Source organism: Amphibacillus indicireducens (assembly GCF_039539605.1).
Taxonomy (GTDB): domain Bacteria; phylum Bacillota; class Bacilli; order Bacillales; family Amphibacillaceae; genus Amphibacillus; species Amphibacillus indicireducens.
This window is the reverse complement of the sequence record NZ_BAABDL010000022.1, coordinates 1-21,030: the sequence shown is the minus strand read 5'-3', so window position 1 is coordinate 21,030 and position 21,030 is coordinate 1. Positions and strand designations below refer to the sequence as shown.

Genomic DNA, 21,030 nt, shown 5'->3' with positions numbered 1-21,030 from the left:
GGAGGGTTCCCTATGAGTAAACAGGATGGCATGAATTATGCACCGAAAGGTTTTGAAAATAAAGTGGTTGAAGAAGGTGACTTTTTATTTGCAGCGATTGGTCTTGATCATGGCCATATTTACGGCATGTGTAACGGCTTAACAGAAGCTGGTGGTCAGTTAGTCGCCGTTTATGATCCCGATCCAAAGAAAACGGAATCATTTAAAGAAAAGTATCCCGACGTAAAAATCGCTAACTCAGAAGAGGAAATTTTAACAGACCCATCGATTCAATTAATTGCAGGCGCTAGCATTCCGTCTGAAAGAGGCGCATTGGGGCTACGCGCTTTGGATCATGGCAAGCATTACTTTGTTGATAAACCAGCATTTACTACACTTGAGCAAGTAAAACTCGCTAGACAAAAGGTTGAGGAAACAGGCTTGAAGTGGGGCATTTATTATAGTGAACGGCTCCATGTCGAGAGTGCGATTTTTGCAGGGCAATTAATTGAAGAAGGCGCAATCGGGCGTGTTATTCAAGTCATTGGTACGGGGCCTCACCGAGCAAATGCGCCGAGTCGTCCTGATTGGTTCTTTGATCCTGAGAAATACGGTGGCATTTTGTGTGATATCGGTAGTCACCAAATTGAGCAGTTCCTACATTTTGCCGGTGCAAAAGATGCAAAGGTTTTGCATAGTAAAGTGGCGAACTATCATTTCAAGGAGTACCCGAAATTCGAGGATTTTGGCGATGCCACACTCGTTGCCGATAATGGTGCGACGTTTTACTTCCGGGTCGACTGGTTTACGCCTGATGGTTTAGGCACGTGGGGAGATGGCCGGACAATTATTCTTGGAACAGAAGGCTATATTGAATTGAGAAAATATATAGACATTGCTCGCGATCCAGGTGGCGATCATTTATATCTCGTCAATCAAGAAGGTGAAAAGCACTTTAAGTTATCCGGAAAAGTCGGCTATCCATACTTTGGTCAATTTATCTTAGACTGTTTGAATGGAACGGAAGAGGCGATGACACAAGAGCATGCATTCCGAGCCGCAGAGCTTTGTATTGAAGCACAAAATCAAGCGATTAACGTCGAACCGGCCAATTAAAAGATTTTTTTATAAAAAATTCCCCCTCGGTTATCTGGGTGGGGGATTTTTGTTTGGGTATGGCTCAATTTATATTGCAAATCGTGATTAAACTATTATTCTTTTGCTTTTACTCATTAAATTTTCTAAAAACGGGAATAGACGTTGGTAGAGCGATCATTAAAATAATTAAGGGAGGGTTGCATGATGAAATATGTCATTATTGGCGGGGTTGCTGCTGGTATGAGTGCAGCCATGGAAATATACAGAACAGATAATGCAGCTGAGATTACTGTACTTGAGCGCGGGAGCGATTATTCATACGGACAGTGTGGATTACCCTATACTGTTAATGGCGTCGTTCCTTCTTTTGACGATGTCGTTGAGCAGACGCCTGAACAATTTAGAGAAAAATTCGGCATTGATGCACGTACAGAGATGGTCGTAACTGAGGTAAATACCGATGAAGGCGAAGTCGTTGCAGTTGACCAGCAAAGTGATGAGTCTATTACATTTACTTATGATCGATTGTTAATTGCAACAGGTTCAGATCCTATTAAGCCGGATTGGGATGGCATAGACCTTGACGGTATTTATCCACTCAAGACAATTGACGATACTAAAAAATTAGTAAGCGCATTAACGGATAACGTCAAGCATGTCACGGTAATTGGGGCAGGTTATATTGGACTTGAAATGGCTGAAGTTCTAAGGACGCGCGATCTTGACGTTCGCATGATTCAACGAGAGAATCAACTTGCTAATATTTTTGACCCAGATATGGCAAAGCATATTGAGGATGAAGCAAGAAAACAAAAGATTGAAGTGATCTTAGAAGAAACGGTGGAGAGTTTTTCAGGAAACGGGCGTGTCGAGGAAGTCATTACAGATAAAGGTTCATATCAGACAGACCTTGTTTTACTTGCGATAGGTGTGAAGCCAAATACTGAATTTCTCGAATCAACAGGGATTCATTTGTTAGATAACGGAGCGATTTTAGTAAATGATTATATGCAAACATCGATTGAAAATGTGTATGCGGCGGGTGATTGTGCTTCACAGTATCATCGAGTCAAGCAAATAAATGATTTTATTCCATTAGGTACCACAGCGAATAAACAAGGCCGAATCGCGGGTATGAATATGGCTGGTGGTGCGCATACGTTTAACGGAATTGTCGGGACAACGATTGTGAAGTTTTTTGATTTCGCATTAGGAAGAACGGGATTGAGTGAGAAAGAAGCTGATCAGCTCGGCATTCCATTTGATGTGGTTTCAAGTGAAGGGATTTCACATGCTGGGTATTATCCTGAAACGGAAAAGCTCTATTTAAAACTTATTTATCATACGGAAACAAAGCAATTACTTGGTGGACAGGTGATTGGTAAAAAAGGCGTGTCGAAACGAGTTGATGTTTTGGCTACTGCTTTATATGCGAAATTAACGATCACGCAAATACTCGATCTAGACTTAAGCTATGCCCCGCCATATAACGGTGTTTGGGACCCGCTTCAACAGTTAGTAAGGAAATCTGGGTTAGGATAAGGTTTTGAATTCCACCCTAAGGATGATTTACACTCCACCAAATGGATGAAAAAATATCCACCAGAAGTCTGTTTTTATTTTCCATTTTTCTCGCTATGATTAAATTATCAAAGGCGCAGAGGATGAGAACTATGAAACAACTAAAGCGAAAATCTAATCAACTGTTGGAAATTATACACTTTCAATTGAGTCGTCAAGTAAATAGTCATGTTGTGATTGAACAAAGAATCGCTCACTTTTATCACGATCGCCAACTGCAAAGGATTAGACAATTGTTTTAAAAATTAATTTTTCGACTAAAAAGCATCAGCTGTTAAGTGTAAAGCACAGCTGATGCTTCTTAATGTACATGTAAATTAGGTTTAAGGTGCTTCTCTTTTACTAATCAATTTTTCATTAACGGTCTAAAACTTTCACCGTCACGGTTTCGATTCGATTGTCGTCTACGTGATTTACTTTGAAAAACAAGTTCTCAAATGTGAAGGTTGGATGCTCTCCTTCTGAAAGGACATAACCTAAGTTGTCAATGAGAAAGCCACTTACCGTATCGTAATCGTCAATTGGCAAGCCCACTTTTAGGATATCTTCAAGCTCCCAAAGTCGGAACGTCCCTTTCATCCGATATTCGTTTTCTGATACTTTTGTAATTTCTTCATCTAGGAAGCCTGGTTCGATGCTTTCACTTGAGATTTCTCCTACAATTTCTTCGATCACATCTTCAATCGTTACCAAGCCTTCCGTGCCACCAAACTCATCAAGCACGATCGCAATATGAATATTGTTTTTTCGCATATTGGTAAATAACACATCAATGGTTTGCACTTGTAAGGTAAAATAAGGTTCTCTAATCACTTCTCTTAAATCAAAGGATTCATTTGTGCCTTTTCTGATATATTGAAATAAGTCTTTCACATGCAAGATACCAATGATGTTGTCCATTGATCCTTCGTAAACCGGAAAGCGCGTGTATCGATATTGATCGATCAAATCTAGCGTTTCATCATAGCTTAGGTCGATCGATAGTGCAGACATCTCTGTTCTATGTGTTGTGATGTCACTGACAAATTTATCGTTAAATTCAAACACATTTTCAATCATTGTTCGCTCAGATTGGTTGATCGTACCCATGTCTTCACCCATATCTATCATTAAGCGAATATCCTCTTCCGTTGCTTCGGCGCTTTTGTCGTTTGGATCAATTCCGAACAAGCGTAAAATCGCGTTTATCGAAAAGGATAGAAATTTTACAATTGGCAAACAAAGTTTTGCTAATAGTGCGATAGGTCCTACGGCCACATTTGAGATTTGCTCCGCTTTTTGTAAAGCTAATTGCTTTGGCACGAGCTCTCCAAAAACTAGGGTGAAATAAGATAAAATAATTGTAATCACCACAACAGATAGCGTATGCAGGACACTTAAAGACATTGGAACACCTAAATTAACAAGTAATTGTGCTAATGGATTTGCAAAGAAGTCGGCTGCAAATGCACTTGATAAAAATCCCGCTAACGTAATCCCAATTTGAATCGTACTTAGAAAAAGGCTTGGATTTGAAGTCAGTTGATGAAGCTTCTGAGCTTTCTTGTCACCTGCCTCGGCCCTTCGTTTTACTTTATTCGCATTCACGTTTACAAATGCAAGTTCAGACGCTGCAAAGAATGCGTTAATCAAAATCAATATAATTAGCGTAATGATCGCTGTTATCAAGATTAATCCCCCGTTTTTTTTATAAAAAATTGAGCAGGCCTTATTTTGCCCACTCATATAGTAATTATATCAACAAACACATATTTATGAAAATATTGAGCAAAGAAATACCCCCTAGATTTAATCATTCTTTAAATCAAGGAGGTAAAGGTCTTTCTAGTTTTAAAATCGGTTCATGAAATCAACAAACGCATCGACAAATGACTGAAGGAACTGTGTCGTTTGTTCATTGCTAATATTGCCACTCTCGTCAATTAGATCTTGCGAATTCGCTAAATATACCTCCGGCTGTTGCAGAACTGGCATATTTAAAAACACGAGTGACTGACGTAAATGATGGTTGGCACCGAAACCACTTAAATTACTAATCGATTGGCTCACGACAGCTGCTGGTTTTGCATCCCAAACACTCTCACCGTATGGTCTCGAACCGACGTCAATGGCATTTTTAAGCACACCAGGTACCGAACGGTTATACTCAGGTGTGACAAAAAGAACTGCGTTTACAGCGCTTACAGCTTCCCTAAATGACTGATATTCCTCTGGCGAGTTTCCATCGTACTCTTCGTTATAAAGTGGCAAATTCCCAATTTCAATAAACTCTGTTTCATAACCTTCTGGAAATAACTTTGCAACATTCTCAGCAATTTTTCTTGAATAAGAGTCTTTTCTTAAACTTCCAACAACAATACCTACTTTAGTCACCAGCGATTACCCTCTTTCATTTTAATAGTTTAAGCGTGCATGAAGCTTTTTATTCAGGCACATACTTGTACTCTTCCCAGTTCATTTTATTTAAAACCAATAATCATCAAAATGATTAATGATTCAGACTTCTTGGTAGAAATACTTGCTTTCTTATTCTATTTCACCTATAATATAAAACAACTTTATAAGTTAACAAATTATAAAAGCTGTGATTAGGGAAAGTAAGTGTTAATGTATTTTTTAAAAAGAGAGCTTCGGTAGCTGAAAAGAAGCAAAAATGCGGATACTGAAAATGGCCTATGAGCTGGGAACTGAACGTATAATGATTTATACAAGTAAGTAACGCCCGAGTGGTGGTACTCGTTATCAAAACCAAAGTATAAAAGCCTTGTTTATTAGGCGGAGTACTTATTGAGATGATTTGTGTAAGCAAATCGTAAACTAAGGTGGTACCGTGTTGATCGTGAACCCAACGCCCTTATTGTTCTTAACCGAACAATAGGGCGTTTTTTAATTTTTAAAAATTGAAAGGAGTTTTTTATAATGAATAATTTGTTGGTTTTTCAATCGGATTTTGGTTTGGCTGATGGAGCTGTGAGCGCAATGTATGGTGTAGCAAAGTCAGTTAGCCTCGATTTACAATTATATGATGTGACACATGAAATTCCTGCTTATAATATTTTTGAAGCTTCTTATCGTTTATATCAAAGTACGTCTTACTGGCCAGAAGGAACTGTTTTTGTATCGATTGTGGATCCTGGCGTTGGGTCTGATCGCTTAAGTGTTGTTGCTAAAACACACGCTAATCAATATATTGTGACACCTGATAATGGAACCTTAACACACTTGTCTCAATCTGTTGGTTTAAGCGAAGTGAGGGAAATTGATGAAAAGGTGAATCGATTACCACGCTCGTATGAATCGTATACTTTTCATGGTCGCGATGTATATGCTTTTACTGGAGCAAGGCTTGCTTCTGGAACAATAACGTTTGAAGAAGTCGGTCCTCGAGTAGATCTTGATGAAATTATTGAATTAACTATTCCAGAGGTGGAAATTAAGGATCATATCATCACGGGTTATATAGATATCTTAGATGTTCGCTTTGGAAACGTATGGACTAACATTAACAAGCAATTTTTCGAACAAGAAGGTATTGGATACGGTGACACACTAGAAGTTACGATTTATAACCATAGCCGTCAAATATATAAAAATCTGATCTCTTTTGGAAAATCATTCGCTGACACAAGAGTCGGCGAACCCTTACTCTATATTAATTCACTTGAGAAAATTGGCGTCGCATTGAATCAAGGCTCTTTTGCGGATGCTTACCATATCAAAACAGGTTTTCAGTCGAAAATTCAACTCCGCAAGGTGGAAAAAAGCATTTATCGATAGTCATCTAAAGAGCGCACACAATTTTTTAGAGACGGCAGCTCAACATTGGACATTTTTTTGTAAATGAGACCTCGAAATGTCCTATGTAGGTGCCATATTGGACACTTTCAGACTGTAAAAGGTGTAATGTGTCCTATGTAGGTGCCATATTGGACACTTTCGGAGTAAAAAAGGTTTAAAATGTCCTATGTTGATGCTTTTAACTCATTCTTTATTTTTAAAAACTATTCAAACGCCAAAAAAGAGCGGTTTTAATAAACTCACTCGAATAGTTATCTTTCGTTTTAATCTATCGGGAATGGGTATACCAATAGTAGTCTGGAAATAGAATACAAAACTATTTCCCGGGAAATATCGACAAAATTATTAGATTGGAGGATGAGTCAATGGAAAAAGTTATCTTTATACAAACAGGTGTTGGAGTGGATACGCATGGTCAGGATATTACCAAAGCTGCTCGTCGAGCGGTTCAAAATGCCATTCATGCAAACTCCATGCCGGGAATAAAAGATTATTTGCCCGACCAATCATTGCATAATATGAAGGTCAATATCGTTTTGGCCATTCCAAATGATGAATCATTATTAGATCTAGACGTCGTAAAAAGTGAGATTCCCTATGGTGAAGTGACAGTAGAAGTTGTTGATGGTGGACTTGCCACATCTAGTGGTATTATTTTGCCGGATCAAGATGATAAAAATGATTTAATGTATATTGTTATTGCAGCAGTACAAGTTGGATATTAGTTTACATGATAACAACTCCCTAATTGGTGGTAACCAGTTTAAAACACCAGTTGGGAGTTGTTATTCTATCAAAATATAGGGAGTTATTCTCGTTAGCATTTATCGTGTTACTTTTGAAGGAAAATTGCGCTGTTTTAATTGTGTTGAGATCATTTCTAGCAAAATAGCCACGGCCAAAATTGAATAAGTAATAAACCCGACCTCTCTTAAATCAAAGTAAAAGCCTGAGGCCATAAAGAGTTCAAACCCAATACCGCCAGCACCGGCCGCAGCTCCCATTGCTACTGCAACGCCAAAATTTACTTCAAATCGCAGAAAAGTCCATAATAGCATATAAGTAAATGTCGATGGTATAACACCATGGACGACAATGTGCCACCAATTTGACCCTGTTGCGCGCATGGCTTCCAGAATTCCTACATCTAACTCTTCAATTGACTCAGAGAAGGCTTTGACCAAATAAGCAACTGAGTGAAAGAGCATACCTAGCACTGCCGCTTCACTTCCTAGTCCTGCGGCTATTGCAAAAATCAACACCCATAATACAGTGGGTACTGCTCGAACAAATGCCATCAGTACACGGATCGTTTTAGAAATTCTTGGTGTTGATAAATTTTCCGCTGCCAATAGCGCAAGGAAAAAGGCAATGACTCCTCCAATGACTGTCGCTAATGCACCTAGAGCAAGGGTAACTGCAACTTGATAAATAGCTACCTGCCAATCAAAGTGATTTAGTGAAGGCTCTAAAAACAAAAGCCTCAGGTTATGCCAAGTTTGTGGGATAGCTCTTTGTAGATTTAAACCGGTATAGTCAAAGACAAAGAAAGCAGCAACTGTTAAAACTGTTAATACAAAAATCGTTAGCTTTATAACAAGATTCATCTTGTTACCTGATTTAATATTTATTTTTTGTCTTTCTCATATAGATTGGCTTTAGTTCAAGTCTATTTCCGACTAAGTCCATCATAAAATAATCCTCCGTATCCTATTTGAAATCATCTCTATTAAAATGACCACAATAACAATCGTTAATGTCACAAGTGCTACCGCATTGTAATTCATTGTTTTATAATACATGTCAAATGTATTGCCAATGCCTGTACCTGTTAGAATACCAACCAGTGTTGCACTTCTAATATTGGTATCGACCATAAATAAAATCCAGCTTAACATCTGTGGTAGACTTTGAGGAATCACGGCTTTAGTAACAATTTGCCAGTAGGTAGAACCTGTTGCTTGTAAAGCTTCAATCGCACTGTGATTTGCTTCGTCAATTGTTTCGATAAAAGCTCTGGTGAGAAAACCAAGCGTCCCGACGAATAGAGCTAAGAATCCAGTTAAAGAATTTTGACCAAAAGAAATGAGTAAGATGAGCGACCACGCAACGACTGGAATATTTCGCGAGAATGATGCGATGAATCTAGCAAAACGACTTAGAACATGATTTACTTTTGTTGTTTCCGAACCAGCGATTCCTAAAAATAGTGAAAATACAGCAGCAATTGTTGTGGCTGCAATAGACATAAATACAGTTTCACTAAGCCTTCTCAATATAGTAGGGAATCTGCTCCACGTATCACTAGAAATCATCAGGTTTGATAACATCCATTTTAGCGCCTCGGGGATGGTTCTGACGCTATTAATAAAACTGAATTCCGTAATCATCGCTGACAAAAATGTAATCACTATAACTATGACGAAAATCACCAATGTCATCTACTTATTTTTTCTAATATATTTTTCATTCATCTGTTTGAACCCCTTATACCGTGATTAATTCTCTTTGGTCTTTACCGTAAATGTGGTTAATATCTTCTTGACGTAGTAAAACGCTTCTTCCATCAAAAATAATTTGTCCTTGTTTAAGCCCAATAATCCGGTCAGAATACTCTAATGCTACTTCTACTTGATGTAAATTAACGATACATGTAATGCCTAAATCCCTTGTAATTGACTTTAAGTGATCCATTATTACTTTTGATGAACTTGGATCAAGAGAAGCAATCGGCTCATCACACAAGATAAGCTTTGGATCTTGAATCAATGCACGACAAATACCAACACGTTGTTGTTGTCCACCACTCAATTGATCACAGCGTTTGTACGCGTGCTCCTCGATACCGAGTTTTGCTAATAAATAAAAAGCCTTTTCCTTTTCCTCTTCTGTAAAGCGACCTAAAACACCCTCTATCGTTCCTTTATAGCCGAATCGGCCATGTAGAACATTTTCAATAACCGTTAGTCTTGGAACAAGATTATAGTGTTGAAAAATCATACCAATATCTGTACGTAGTTTTCTTAGCTCCTTCTTCTTTAAATGAAGGACGTTTGTTCCGTTAAATAGAATTTCTCCATTATCACTTTCAACAATACGATTAATACAACGTAATAAAGTCGATTTACCAGCTCCTGAGGAACCAATAATAGAAACAAATTCACCAGCATCTACAGAGAAGTTAACATCTTTTAAGACCTTTGTATCTGATCCATAAGATTTTTCCAGATGATTAATTTGTAATAACGTCATTTTGTTGCTCCTTTGTCAGTCATTTAATAAAAAGTGCATTTACTAAAAATTCAGTTAATTAGATAGAGTATGCCACTCTGCATACTCTATCTTTAATTTTTATGAATTAATTTTGTAATTCTCGGATAGGGTTAAACCATTCATCTTCAACAATTAAAAATCTTTCATTACCAGATTTAGAGAATAATCCAGAGTTTTCAGAATCTGAAGGGACAAAAATCTTCTCGTTATTTGCAACTTCGTCTGAGGCAAAAAGTTCTTGGATAATTTTAAAATCTTCTTCACTTAAAACGTCTAAGTTAGCTGCAAAAGGAGCATTTAATACAGGCGTTACACTAATTAATACGAACTCTTTACCTGTAACTGTGTTAAACGGTTCAACGGCATCGTCTAGTACACGGTAAGTTGTGCCAGGCATATTAGGCTCACCGTCAGCAACTTCTACATAGTTACCAACTCACGTGTCGCAAAATGCAGCAACTTCAACTGAATTGTTTAATAAGTACACTGCGGAGCCTTGGTGTGAACCACCGAATAAGACTTGCGAAAAGAACGGTCCGCCTTCCATTAAATCTTCTGCCGTTAAATCACCATACTCATCATGATCACTAAAGTAATCAACGATAGCTGATGATGGAACAACAAAACCTGAGGTTGAACTGTTAGATACGAATGAAAAAGGTTTACCAACAAATGATAGCCTAATTGATTCATTTTATCTGTAAAACTTGAATGACCCGTGAGATGTAATTGAATTTGTTTTGATTTTTCTCTTAAATAACGGCCTTTACCTTGTATCGTATAGACAAGACCTCTTTCTTCGAGTTTAACCAAAGCACTTCTTACCGTCATCCTCGGTACGCGATAGTGATCAGCTAATTCATTTTCAGAGGGTAACTTTTCACCTGGTCGTAATGTTTTTGATAAAATTTGTTCCATAATATCATCTATTATTTGCATATCAGTTATTAGAGTCAAGTTAAGTCCCCCTTATGATGAATGCTTTTCAAAGGCATAATATAGTTTGAAAAACTTTCCTTCATTTTAACCTTAGCTATTATTATTTCAAACTGTAATGTAAGCAAAAAAATAAGAGGTTCTGACTTTAGCCAAAACCTCTCTATTAATTAAAGAACAAATGCTGACACTAACACACCAATCGCACCGATTGTTGCTAGTGCATAAACAGCTTTCTCTGGCATTCTTCCTTCATCCTTCATCGCTTTACCAAACATAAAGAAGACGACTGGGTGAACTAAGAATGGCATAGAGAAGATAAACGGGATCAAGTGAGCCGCTTCTGAACCAAAAAGCCCGCCTTGTGTTGCTGCAAAAAGTCCAAAGTGTGATAAGGATGAAGTTGTTCCCATCCCTGCGTAGTCAAGTGGTAATGAACCCAGCGTTAATAATAGTAGGCCACCAAAGACCGCGACAACTTGCCAGCCGAATGAAAATTGCATGAGTGATTTAACTTCTTGTGCATCATTTCCATTCGCTTTACTTAACGTACGCATAGCCATAAAAGTAAGGGCTAAACCGATCACGACAACTAAAATCGATGGCCACATCCATAAGCTTTCTCTTTCCGAACTAATGGCTAAAATCGAGAAGACAAAGATGTGTCCGAAAAACGGCATGTTAACCATAATAGGCGTACGTCTTTGAGCATCTAATCCTAAATCTCCCGCTGTAGCCGCCCCAGTTAAGCCCGAGTGAGAAAGCGCGCCTGCAGCCCCAGGAGCTAGATTTCGAATATGATTTGTTTTTCCTAAAAACATGATTAATGCAATTCCACCAAACATAAAGAACAATTGACCAAAAAATCCGTATGCTAAGACCGATGTCATTCCTTCTACTAAGAAGGCATCACCCATTCGCGAGCCACCGACCATAAAATTACCGGCTAATACAACAGGGATACCCGCAAATAATAGTGCTTTTATCGTTGGGCCTAGTGACCAGCGATAAAGTAGGGCTCCTGTTAGTGAGGATAGAACCATTGTGTAAAAAATTTGTGGTAATGAAATGATTGGGCTTATCCATCCGGCAATCAAGCTAGATAAATATAAAACAACAATAATTGCAATAATCTCTATAATACCTTTTCGGATATACAGCGGTTTATTCTTAATCGTCGCTCGATTGTCAATAAAGATAATCGCTCCAACGATTCCAATGTACGCAATTAATGGATAGACTTCATTGAGTGCGCTATTGCTTTGACCGATTAACAATCGTGTTGCACCTTCAATACCAATTAGTAAAAAGAAGGCACGGATAATCATGACTATTTGTGTTCTTGTCGTACCAAGTACAGATTCTTCATCTGACGGGATCACCAATTCATCAACATCTGATTTATCCTTCGCAAACATTTTCCGTAAGGCTTGCCCACCGACGAAAAAGGTCACAACCAGAGCGATAATGGTTGAGGATGCGATCATATTAACCATTGGGAAAGAAGGAATTCCTGGTTCCGCAACTCCTGTTTCGACTAATATGTAGCCCATTGATAAACCAAAAATAACAATAATCAAGATTGGCGAATAACGGGTACCTGCTACGACAGTTCTTGCTATGAGTACAATTGGTATAATCAAAAATAAAGAAAACCAAAATTGATTCAGCAAATTCATACTTGAGAACTGTTCAATCATAAGTTCCATAACATACCTCCAAAGTTATTATAGTGTGAACGTTTTCATTGTTAGATTACTTGAATCGGTCTACTTTGTAAACTAAAAGGTTTGAATTTTCTAATATAATTTTATTTCTCTATAAATGCCATCATTCCTATTTGCACATATCTTTTTTTGTGCTTATTATTAACTATATAAAGATATTAAAGGAGGAATTTTCTTTGAGCTATCAGCCTGCAAGTAACAGATATGAGACAATGCTCTACAACCGTGTTGGACGTTCAGGTCTTAAGCTGCCTGCCATTTCTCTTGGGCTTTGGCATAATTTTGGTGAGTCCGACGCTTTAACAAATCAACGAGATTTAATTACACGCGCTTTCGATTTAGGCATTACACATTTTGATTTAGCAAATAATTATGGCCCACCTGCTGGTGCCGCGGAAGAGAATTTTGGCAGAATCCTTAAAAAAGACTTAGCTGGGTACCGTGATCAATTAATTATCTCTAGTAAGGCTGGCTATTACATGTGGCCAGGTCCGTATGGAGATTTTGGCTCTAAAAAATATTTGGTTTCCAGTTTGGATCAAAGTTTAAAACGCATGGATTTAGATTATGTTGATATTTTCTATCATCATAGACCTGATCCAGATACGCCTTTAGAAGAAACAATGGCTGCACTTGACTTAATTGTACGTCAAGGTAAAGCTCTTTATGTCGGTCTTTCTAATTATAGTGCTGAGCAAACGAAGGCAGCTGCTGAGATCCTAAGTGAACAAAAAACACCGTTTATCATTCATCAACCTTCTTACTCAATTTTTGAAAGGTGGATTGAGGATGGTTTAACGGATGTCCTCGATGATGTAGGCGCTAGTGCAATTGCTTACGTTCCTTTAGCACAAGGGTTGTTGACAAGCAAGTACTTAAAAGGAATCCCAGAAGACTCACGTGCTGCTAAAGCACATATTCCCTTTTTAAATCGCGAAGATATTTCTGAAGAAAAGTTAGCGAAAGTGATTGATTTGAATGAGATGGCTAAAGAACGAGGTCAATCGTTGGCACAAATGGCTCTAGCTTGGGTATTACGTCAAAAAACCGTTGCCTCAGCATTAATCGGAGCAAGTCGAGTCAGCCAAATTGAAGAAAATGTCGCCGCTTTAGAGAACTTAGAGTTCACGCAAGACGAGCTTGACCAAATTGATAAAATTGTTGCTGACGAAAAATAATTAAATAAGTGTGTTGGTTAAAACGCTGTTAATCATGTTAAGGAATTCAGTTATCACTGGATTCCTTTTTTTATTCAATCCAAATCGATGTTAAAAATCAACTGAAATGGTACGTAAACACGTGTTGCGTTACTTTTCAACACCAAAAAGCTTCTGAATTGTGACGTAAAGGCCGCTTGCGTTACTTTTTAACACTAAATAGCTTCCGAAATGTTACGTAAACACCTCTAAGGACTCAAAGAGTTTTAGTAACCTAACAAAAACAGTTCTATTTGCATCAAATCCGCACATAGAACTGTTTTTAAGTTTTTATTGACTTATTAAATGATACGTTTTGTCAGCCTGAACGTTAAAAACGAAATCTCCATTTTCATCTTTATCAAGCTTTTGTGAGTGATCTTGGAATTGAAGGGTTTCGCCTTTAGATAAATTCAAACGAACTTTCCCATCTTTCGTTGCTTTGATTTTTATCCATTTTAGCTCCATCGCTTCCCATTCCATTTCTAATTCATAACCACCACGTGCTTTTATTCCTCTTACATAACCACTTGACCAATCGTTTGGCAATGAAGGGAGGATATCAATTGCATCTTGATGGCTTTGTACTATCATTTCTGCAATCCCTGCAATGCCCCCAAAATTTCCGTCTATTTGGAATGGCGGGTGATTATCAAATAAATTTGGCAATGTTGATGATTTTAATAATTCAAGTACATTTTGATAAGCACGTTCACCTTCTCTGAGTCTTGCCCACATATTTATAATCCAGGCACGGCTCCAACCGGTGTGACCTCCACCTTCAGACAATCTGCGTTCTAATGTCACTTTTGCTGCTTCAATTAATTCTGGTGTGTCGTTAAAGTTAATTTGATCACCAGGATGAAGAGCAAATAAATGTGAGATGTGGCGATGCCCTGGTTCTGCTTCATCATGATCGTCTAGCCATTCTTGGATTTGTCCGTGCTTTCCAATTTGAATCGGTGGTAATTTAGCTTTTATACCAGCTAACTCATTTGCAAATTCTTTATCTTCATCAAGTAATTCACTTGCTATTATACAACTTGTAAATAACGCATGTATGATTTGACTGTCCATTGATGGTGCTTCACATAATGTTCCACTTTCTCCATTAGGTAAGATATACGTGTTTTCAGGTGATACAGAAGGAGACGTTATCAAATAGCCTTCATCATTTTCAATTAAAAAGTCGATGAAGAATAGCGCAGCTTCCTTAATTGTCGGATAAACGTGTTTTAAAAAGTCGATATCCTGATTGTACTGATAATGTTCCCATAGGTGTAAAACTAACCAAGCTGCTCCCATTGGCCAATATGATCCAGGTAAGTGCATGTCTTGTGGGGCAGTATCTCCCCAAATATCTGTATTATGGTGAGCAACAAATCCGCGAGCGCCATACATGACTTCAGCTGTCACCCGGCCAGGCTCACGCATGCGTTCGATATGGTCAAATAATGGCAAGTGACATTCACTTAAGTTACAGATTTCAGCTGGCCAATAATTCATCTCAGCGTTGATGTTAATCGTAAACTTACTATCCCAAGGAGGCGTCATGTGCTCATTCCATATACCTTGTAGGTTTGCAGGTAATGAACCGGGTCGACTTGATGCGATTAATAGGTAGCGACCGAAGTTAAAATAGATCTCTAATAATTTCTGATCTTTATTTCCTTCTTTCATCTGTTCTAGTCTTTGGTCTGTCGGTAGCTCTGATTGATGATCTGTTTCTCCTAACCGAAGACTCATTCGGTTAAACAGAACTTGATAATCATTTATATGCGCGTGTTTAAGTTGATCATATGCTTTTTTACTTGCTTTATTTAAAACATTTAGTGACTGCTCACCAGGGTTTTCATAACGGAAGGTTGTCGCTGCAGTAAGTAAGATGGTTACCTCTGTCGCACCGTTAATCAATAGCCGGTTTCCAATTGTTTCAATCGTACCGTCACTCGATGTTGCCTTTAATTCTCCATGAAACGAAACTCCCTTGCCCCCTGTTTCACCCGCCATAAACAATCCATTTTGATCTCTTGCTTCCAGCTGGTCAAGGTACCGTGTATGACCTCTATCTAACCAGGCCGTCACATTAATTGACTTTTCTTTAGAGGCACTTAGATGGATGACAATCACCTGATCGGGGTAACTTGCAAAAATCTCACGATGATAGTCTACATCTTGATAACGATAGCTGACCTCCGCTGTACTTTCCTTTAAATCTAATGATCGCTTGTAATTCTCAACCTTATCATGGCCAAAATAGAGATTTAAGTCGCCAAGTGGTTGGTAGTGACGTTGCGATTCTGGCAACCCTGGTAAACTTAAGTTCGCGAGGTGTTCAGCTTCACGAATTCGTCCTTCTTTTAGTAACTGTCTAATTTTCGGTAAATTCTTCTTCGCATCTGGATTTTCACGTTTTCTTGGACCACCGTACCAAACTGAATCTTCATTTAATTGAATGCGTTCATGAATGGTTTGTCCAAAGATCATGCCACCTAAACGGCCGTTCCCAACAGGAAGTGCTTCATTCCATTCTTTAGCGGGTTGTTGATACCACATGATTTGACTGTTCACGATGTATCTTACTCTCCTTCACTTAAAAGTTAATGTAATGAAAAAGCTACCTAGATGGTAGCTCCTTCATATCTATTCCTTTATTTATGATTCTTTTGTTTTTCTTTTCTTTTGAAAAATAAAATAACCGATTCCAATAACAACTAGCGTGCCACCGATCAATAAGTAATTATACATCGGTGTAGCCGTTTGCGGTAATGGCGTATAGAACTCAGTAATGGCATAATATGCTTCTTTTGCCTGGAGTTCATGATCAAAAACAAATGGTGCATTTAATCTTCCTTGAACAGGGAAGTTGTGTAACCATGTATGATCATCACCGATTCCCCAGAACACAACGCTACTAATGTCATCAGATAATTCGCGTAACGCTTCAAATAATTCTCGATAGCGCTCTGCTTGAGTTTCAAGTACGTCTTCAGGGATATTATCATACGATCCATAAGATGCTTGCTGATCTGATGAATAAATACTCATATCCAATTCTGTTATTTGATTATCTAAACCTAAGCTTGCCATTCTTTCAATTGACTCAACTAAATGATCAATTGATGGCCAAGTGATCGTCATATGTGCTTGGTGACCAATACCATCGATTGGAATTCCAAGCTCGATCATTTCTTCAGCCATATTATAAATTAAACGACTTTTCGTTGGGTCTTGACTTTCATAATCATTATAATAGAGTTTACCATTAGCGCCTTGCTTATCCAATTCGTCTCTCGTAATTCTGAATGCCTCATGGATAAAATCAGTACCTGTCATAATATAATATTCACTCTTACGGTAGCCGCCACCTTCAATAACCTCGTTTACAACATCCCATGAATCAATATCATGTGCATAGCGCTCGACTACTGTTCGAATATGTGTCTCCATTCGATCAAGTAAAAGTTGTTTATTTGTTTCATAATTATCTGGATCCGCTACTTCTCCATCTACAACCATTGGATTTCCTTCTGCATCACGGAAGAACCAATTTGGTGTTTGACTATGCCAAACTAATGTGTGGAAACGTACGGCCATATCATTTTCTTTAGCAAACTCAATCATCGCATCCGCTTGGGCAAAATTAAATTGTCCTTCAACGGGTTGTAGCGATTCAGGCTTCATAATATTCTCAGCAGTGATCATATTATAATGCTTGGCTAGCAGTTCTCCGTGGAGCCCAGTTTGTTGGCCTGGGAAAATCGCTGCACCAATATGGAAATAATCTGCATAAGCTTCTTTAAGTGGCGTGATATCTTCAATTTCAAGGATAACGCGCTCACCACTTGAACGAATAATAAAATCATCTAAATAGAAAGATACACCTGTCGTTTGATCAGGATCATATGGTTCTTCTACATAAAAATGTAGGTTCGTTATATCTGGATCTCTTTGATAACTTGCTTCTAAAAGAACCCATTCTTCATCTGTAACAGTAAGTGCCGGTGAGATATTTTCATAATGTGTATCACCAGACATCGGTTCTTCTTGAACTGAAATTAATAGTTCAGCAGGTTCTTCACCCGGTGCTAGTTTAACCCATGCTTCTAACTCATAAGTATGCTCTTCCGATATGTCTGATGTCACATCTAGAGTTGGTCCAGCTGCTGTACCTTCGCGGTTTTCAATAAGTAGACTAAAATCACCCGACTTCGCTGAGTCAGAAGTGACTGATAATTGTTCACTGTTAACCCTTGGCATCCATCCCTGGTTCGTTTCATCTTCAAAATCATAAGTTGCTACGACTGTTAGCTCTTCAGCATACACCGGGACGACTTGTAAAATATTCGGTAGGAAAAGCGTTAAAATCATTAACGTGCAAATCACACGTCTTGGCATTTTCTTTAACATAAGTGACCTCCTATTGTTTTGACACTTTCTATACAAGTTAATCATCGACATGAGCATTTGCTTTATTAAGTCATCATACCCATCTTTCACAAGAAAGCGTTTACTCTTTCCAGTATAAATGAAAATAACGAAAAACGATACCCGGTAAATACTAGTTTTTTATCTTTTGACTTGCTTCAATTTACCAGTATAAACTTAAGCGCCTTTATTTTTTTTCTTAATTACAATTAGCGCAACACCTAATAAAGCTACTATCGCTCCAACACTAACAACTGGATAAAGCGGATTTAATTCTCCTGCCGCATAGTCTTTAGATTCACTTTGCATTTGAGTCGTTAAGGTGAGTTGTACAACTGCTTCATGAGTGTTATAAGTCACTTGATCTCCTGATACATCAATGTAATCTACTCTCAAATTTTCTACTTGGTTTACTTGGTTATTCGCATCTGTTTTCAAGTGCAAGGTTACAAATTGATCCGTATCTCTATGAGTGAAGCCAACATTTTCGCCTTCTAAACGAATGATTAATTGATGATTTGAAAACGTGTATGTTGCATCTCCATCGATATTATCTAAGTTAAAATCAACATCCATAACCGACAAACCATAAGGTATTTTTACTGATGCTATGAGAGACGAGTAGTCACCCTCAGGCAATGAATCCATGCGGATTGGTACCTGAATTTCTTTTTCGCCTTGATCAGTTATTTCTACCACTTCATCGATACGGGCGTATAATATTGTTTCAGGTTGCTGCGTACCTGTGATTTGATCACTCACTCTAAAATAATCAAAGTCAACATATCCTCCCGTCGATAAGGACCCATAATTAAATAATCCAAAACGATAACCCATAAAGTGAGGAAGTGTATAACTCATTTGTAGTGTCTGTCCTATAGTAACCCACTCTATACCGTCTAAACTATAATAAAAGCGTGCTTGATCTATCTGATTGGTAAAATCTAAATCAGCCTTTAAATAAACTCGATCTTGGCCTAAAGGAATACTTTCTAAGACTTCTTCGCCGTTATCTTGAGTAGCTTTAGCCATAATCAGTGATTTTTGATTACCTTTCATCGTTACTCCGACATACCCATAGTTAGCTTGAAATGCTGCAAGACCTGCTACATCACCGTTTTTCATTTGACTGACATCAATCGCAATTTGACCTGAGCTCACCGGTCCAAATGTTCGTTGGGTTAACGTATTTCTTGCGTTCACTAGATTCGCACTTAACCGACCATTTCTTAGTCTTAAATAACCTGTTCGCTCCGTTAATGACCAATTATTATGATCGGGGTTGTGATTCCACTGCCATACAAGTGGGAGTTTGGAATCATTTCCCTCGTATTCCCCTTCTGTTTCTACTTCTACTGTAGCTATATCTGTAATGGACACATCATCAACATAGAAATCAATTAAATCGATCTTTGGATCCGGGTGTTCTGCCAAAGGGGTTTCAATAAAGATAAATTTAGTAGAATCCGCTTCTTCTTCAGGAAGCGTATACGTACCTTCGATCGTTCCCCATTCACCTCGATTAACGGTTGTTGAAGCAATGACTTCAATCCCTTGCCAACTTGGACCATTTTGAATATTAAAATTAAACGTCTGTCGATCAGGTCCCTCTGTGTATTTGACTTTTGCTGAGATTTGATAGACTTTACCTGTTTTAATCTTGCCCGTTAGGAACTGCTTAGGACCGTCTCCAGTGGCCTTTCTACCCGATATAAATAAGCTCTGATTTCCAGCCGCTGCTTCTCGTCCACTCACTTGTACGAGAGCTCCTCCATTACCGACCCATGGATTAAGACCATCTTCAAATTGACCATTTCCAATAATTTCTTGATTAGCTTCGTTCGCTTCTTGACCTTGTAAATCAGTGTCGAGTGCAGGTAAAGAAGAACGATTTGCTTGTGGATAGTAAAATTCATCGGAAGCAACAATGCTTCGAATCGGTTGATGAGACTGGACGGGTAACTTCATTTCTGTAGGTACTTTACCGTCAACACCAAAAATTGGCCAATTGTCTTCCCAAGTAACAGGGACTAAGTATGGTATTCGACCGACAGAGCCTCGGTCACCAAAAAGAAATCCATACCAGTCACCATTCACAGTATCGGCGATGCCTCCTTGGGCAATCCCTTCATCTCTTAGAGCGACTCTGCCTTCATAATCACCATCAATTTGATTAGATCGATAGACTAATTGTGTTCGCATATCACCTTCAGGCCAAGTAATGAGAAAGATATAATAATAGCCATTCACTTTTTGAATATGTGCCCCTTCAGCTGCTAGACCTCCATTGATACCTGCGATACTACATGCATCATGGATAATGGTTTTGTTTAGGCCATTTTCTTTGATAGCAGTAACCTCTTCGTTTAATTCAACCAATTGAATGTCTCCACCACCGTATACCATATAAACGCGACCATCGTCGTCAAATAGTAATGACATATCATGATAAACACCATCTAGCGTTGACCTAGACCATTCGCCCTTTTCTATATCATCCGTTTGGAATAAATACGTTTTTCCTGAGCTAAATGAGGCGACGGCAACATAGTATGTCCCATCGTTATACCTTAAACTACTTGCCCACGATCCTTGCCCATATTCATTTTGCCCATTTCTTAGAGATTGCTTATCTCCCGTTTCTAATATGTCATACACATAATTAACGATTTCCCAATTGACCAAGTCTTGTGACTTCATAATTGGCAGACCTGGACTCATATGCATTGTCGTACTAGACATATAATAATTCTCTCCGACTCGAATAACACTCGGATCAGGTACGTCAGCCCAAATAACAGGATTATTAAATGTCTCTGCTTGGGCAAAGCTAGTTAGATTTGAATATTGAAAGCCACGTATAAAGATAAACATGATAAGTAATACTATTACAAACTTCTTTTTCACAAACTTCACTCCTATTTTTTAAAAAACTTCATACCCTGCATTATTCATAACTTGATTTTTTATAGGTGATTTGCCCATTAAATTGCCAAAAGCGAATGCCAGTTAGG

16 protein-coding genes, 1 pseudogene and 1 other annotated feature are annotated in these 21,030 nt (G+C 38.3%); of the genes and pseudogenes, 6 read left to right on the top strand and 11 right to left on the bottom strand.

Annotated elements, in window-relative coordinates; translation table 11 throughout:
* Window positions 1-12: 12 nt before the first annotated feature.
* From ABD814_RS02430 to ABD814_RS02420, 3 genes are all read left to right on the top strand, one after another.
* A complete protein-coding gene (locus ABD814_RS02430; protein ID WP_344909983.1) occupies window positions 13-1,095 on the top strand; it encodes a Gfo/Idh/MocA family protein in 1,083 nt (360 codons plus the stop codon).
* A gap of 186 nt (window positions 1,096-1,281) precedes the next feature.
* Window positions 1,282-2,619 (top strand): CoA-disulfide reductase, encoded by a 1,338-nt coding sequence (locus ABD814_RS02425; protein WP_344909981.1) that lies wholly within the window; start codon window positions 1,282-1,284, stop codon window positions 2,617-2,619.
* Window positions 2,620-2,750: 131 nt separating this feature from the next.
* Complete coding sequence (locus ABD814_RS02420) at window positions 2,751-2,900, top strand: hypothetical protein (RefSeq protein ID WP_344909979.1); 150 nt, start codon at window positions 2,751-2,753, stop codon at window positions 2,898-2,900.
* A gap of 115 nt (window positions 2,901-3,015) precedes the next feature.
* Here ABD814_RS02420 and ABD814_RS02415 read toward each other — a convergent pair whose 3' ends face one another.
* Complete coding sequence (locus tag ABD814_RS02415; protein WP_344909978.1) at window positions 3,016-4,326, bottom strand: hemolysin family protein; 1,311 nt, start codon at window positions 4,324-4,326, stop codon at window positions 3,016-3,018.
* Between the two features lie 162 nt (window positions 4,327-4,488).
* Window positions 4,489-5,031 carry an NADPH-dependent FMN reductase gene (locus ABD814_RS02410; protein ID WP_344909975.1) on the bottom strand — a complete coding sequence of 181 codons (543 nt, stop codon included), beginning with the start codon at window positions 5,029-5,031 and terminating at the stop codon, window positions 4,489-4,491.
* A 202-nt stretch (window positions 5,032-5,233) separates the two neighbouring features.
* Window positions 5,234-5,517, top strand: a binding site (T-box leader).
* Between the two features lie 60 nt (window positions 5,518-5,577).
* On the opposite strand from ABD814_RS02410, the gene ABD814_RS02405 reads away from it, so the two are divergent.
* Entirely contained in the window at window positions 5,578-6,435 is an 858-nt protein-coding gene (locus ABD814_RS02405) for an SAM hydrolase/SAM-dependent halogenase family protein (protein WP_344909973.1), read from the top strand.
* A 386-nt stretch (window positions 6,436-6,821) separates the two neighbouring features.
* On the top strand, window positions 6,822-7,181 hold the full coding sequence (locus ABD814_RS02400) for a Lin0512 family protein (protein WP_344909971.1): 360 nt from the start codon (window positions 6,822-6,824) through the stop codon (window positions 7,179-7,181).
* A 99-nt stretch (window positions 7,182-7,280) separates the two neighbouring features.
* Here the strand turns inward: ABD814_RS02400 and ABD814_RS02395 are convergent, their stop codons facing one another.
* From ABD814_RS02395 to ABD814_RS02370, 6 genes and pseudogenes are all read right to left on the bottom strand, one after another.
* Complete coding sequence (locus ABD814_RS02395) at window positions 7,281-8,063, bottom strand: ABC transporter permease subunit (RefSeq protein WP_344909969.1); 783 nt, start codon at window positions 8,061-8,063, stop codon at window positions 7,281-7,283.
* Window positions 8,064-8,144: 81 nt separating this feature from the next.
* Window positions 8,145-8,897, bottom strand: coding sequence for a phosphonate ABC transporter, permease protein PhnE (phnE, locus tag ABD814_RS02390; RefSeq protein ID WP_344909967.1), 753 nt, complete (start codon window positions 8,895-8,897; stop codon window positions 8,145-8,147).
* 46 nt (window positions 8,898-8,943) lie between these two features.
* Window positions 8,944-9,708 (bottom strand): phosphonate ABC transporter ATP-binding protein, encoded by a 765-nt coding sequence (gene phnC / locus ABD814_RS02385; protein ID WP_344909965.1) that lies wholly within the window; start codon window positions 9,706-9,708, stop codon window positions 8,944-8,946.
* 106 nt (window positions 9,709-9,814) lie between these two features.
* Window positions 9,815-10,396: pseudogene (locus ABD814_RS02380) on the bottom strand (PhnD/SsuA/transferrin family substrate-binding protein); the annotation flags it as partial.
* On the bottom strand, window positions 10,291-10,668 hold the full coding sequence (locus ABD814_RS02375; RefSeq protein WP_344909998.1) for a GntR family transcriptional regulator: 378 nt from the start codon (window positions 10,666-10,668) through the stop codon (window positions 10,291-10,293). The pseudogene ABD814_RS02380 and the gene ABD814_RS02375, both read right to left, overlap by 106 nt.
* Before the next feature lie 167 nt (window positions 10,669-10,835).
* Window positions 10,836-12,374 carry a hypothetical protein gene (locus ABD814_RS02370; RefSeq protein ID WP_344909964.1) on the bottom strand — a complete coding sequence of 513 codons (1,539 nt, stop codon included), beginning with the start codon at window positions 12,372-12,374 and terminating at the stop codon, window positions 10,836-10,838.
* 194 nt (window positions 12,375-12,568) lie between these two features.
* On the opposite strand from ABD814_RS02370, the gene mgrA reads away from it, so the two are divergent.
* On the top strand, window positions 12,569-13,570 hold the full coding sequence (gene mgrA, locus ABD814_RS02365; RefSeq protein WP_344909962.1) for an L-glyceraldehyde 3-phosphate reductase: 1,002 nt from the start codon (window positions 12,569-12,571) through the stop codon (window positions 13,568-13,570).
* Between the two features lie 309 nt (window positions 13,571-13,879).
* On the opposite strand, the gene ABD814_RS02360 is transcribed toward mgrA, so the two are convergent.
* From ABD814_RS02360 to ABD814_RS02350, 3 genes are all read right to left on the bottom strand, one after another.
* Window positions 13,880-16,144: a glycoside hydrolase family 95 protein gene (locus ABD814_RS02360; protein ID WP_425549042.1), complete on the bottom strand. Its 2,265-nt coding sequence runs from the start codon at window positions 16,142-16,144 to the stop codon at window positions 13,880-13,882.
* A gap of 99 nt (window positions 16,145-16,243) precedes the next feature.
* Window positions 16,244-17,998 (bottom strand): endo-1,4-beta-xylanase, encoded by a 1,755-nt coding sequence (locus ABD814_RS02355; protein ID WP_344909958.1) that lies wholly within the window; start codon window positions 17,996-17,998, stop codon window positions 16,244-16,246.
* A 195-nt stretch (window positions 17,999-18,193) separates the two neighbouring features.
* Entirely contained in the window at window positions 18,194-20,923 is a 2,730-nt protein-coding gene (locus ABD814_RS02350) for a beta-xylosidase family glycoside hydrolase (protein WP_344909956.1), read from the bottom strand.
* Window positions 20,924-21,030 lie beyond the last annotated feature (107 nt).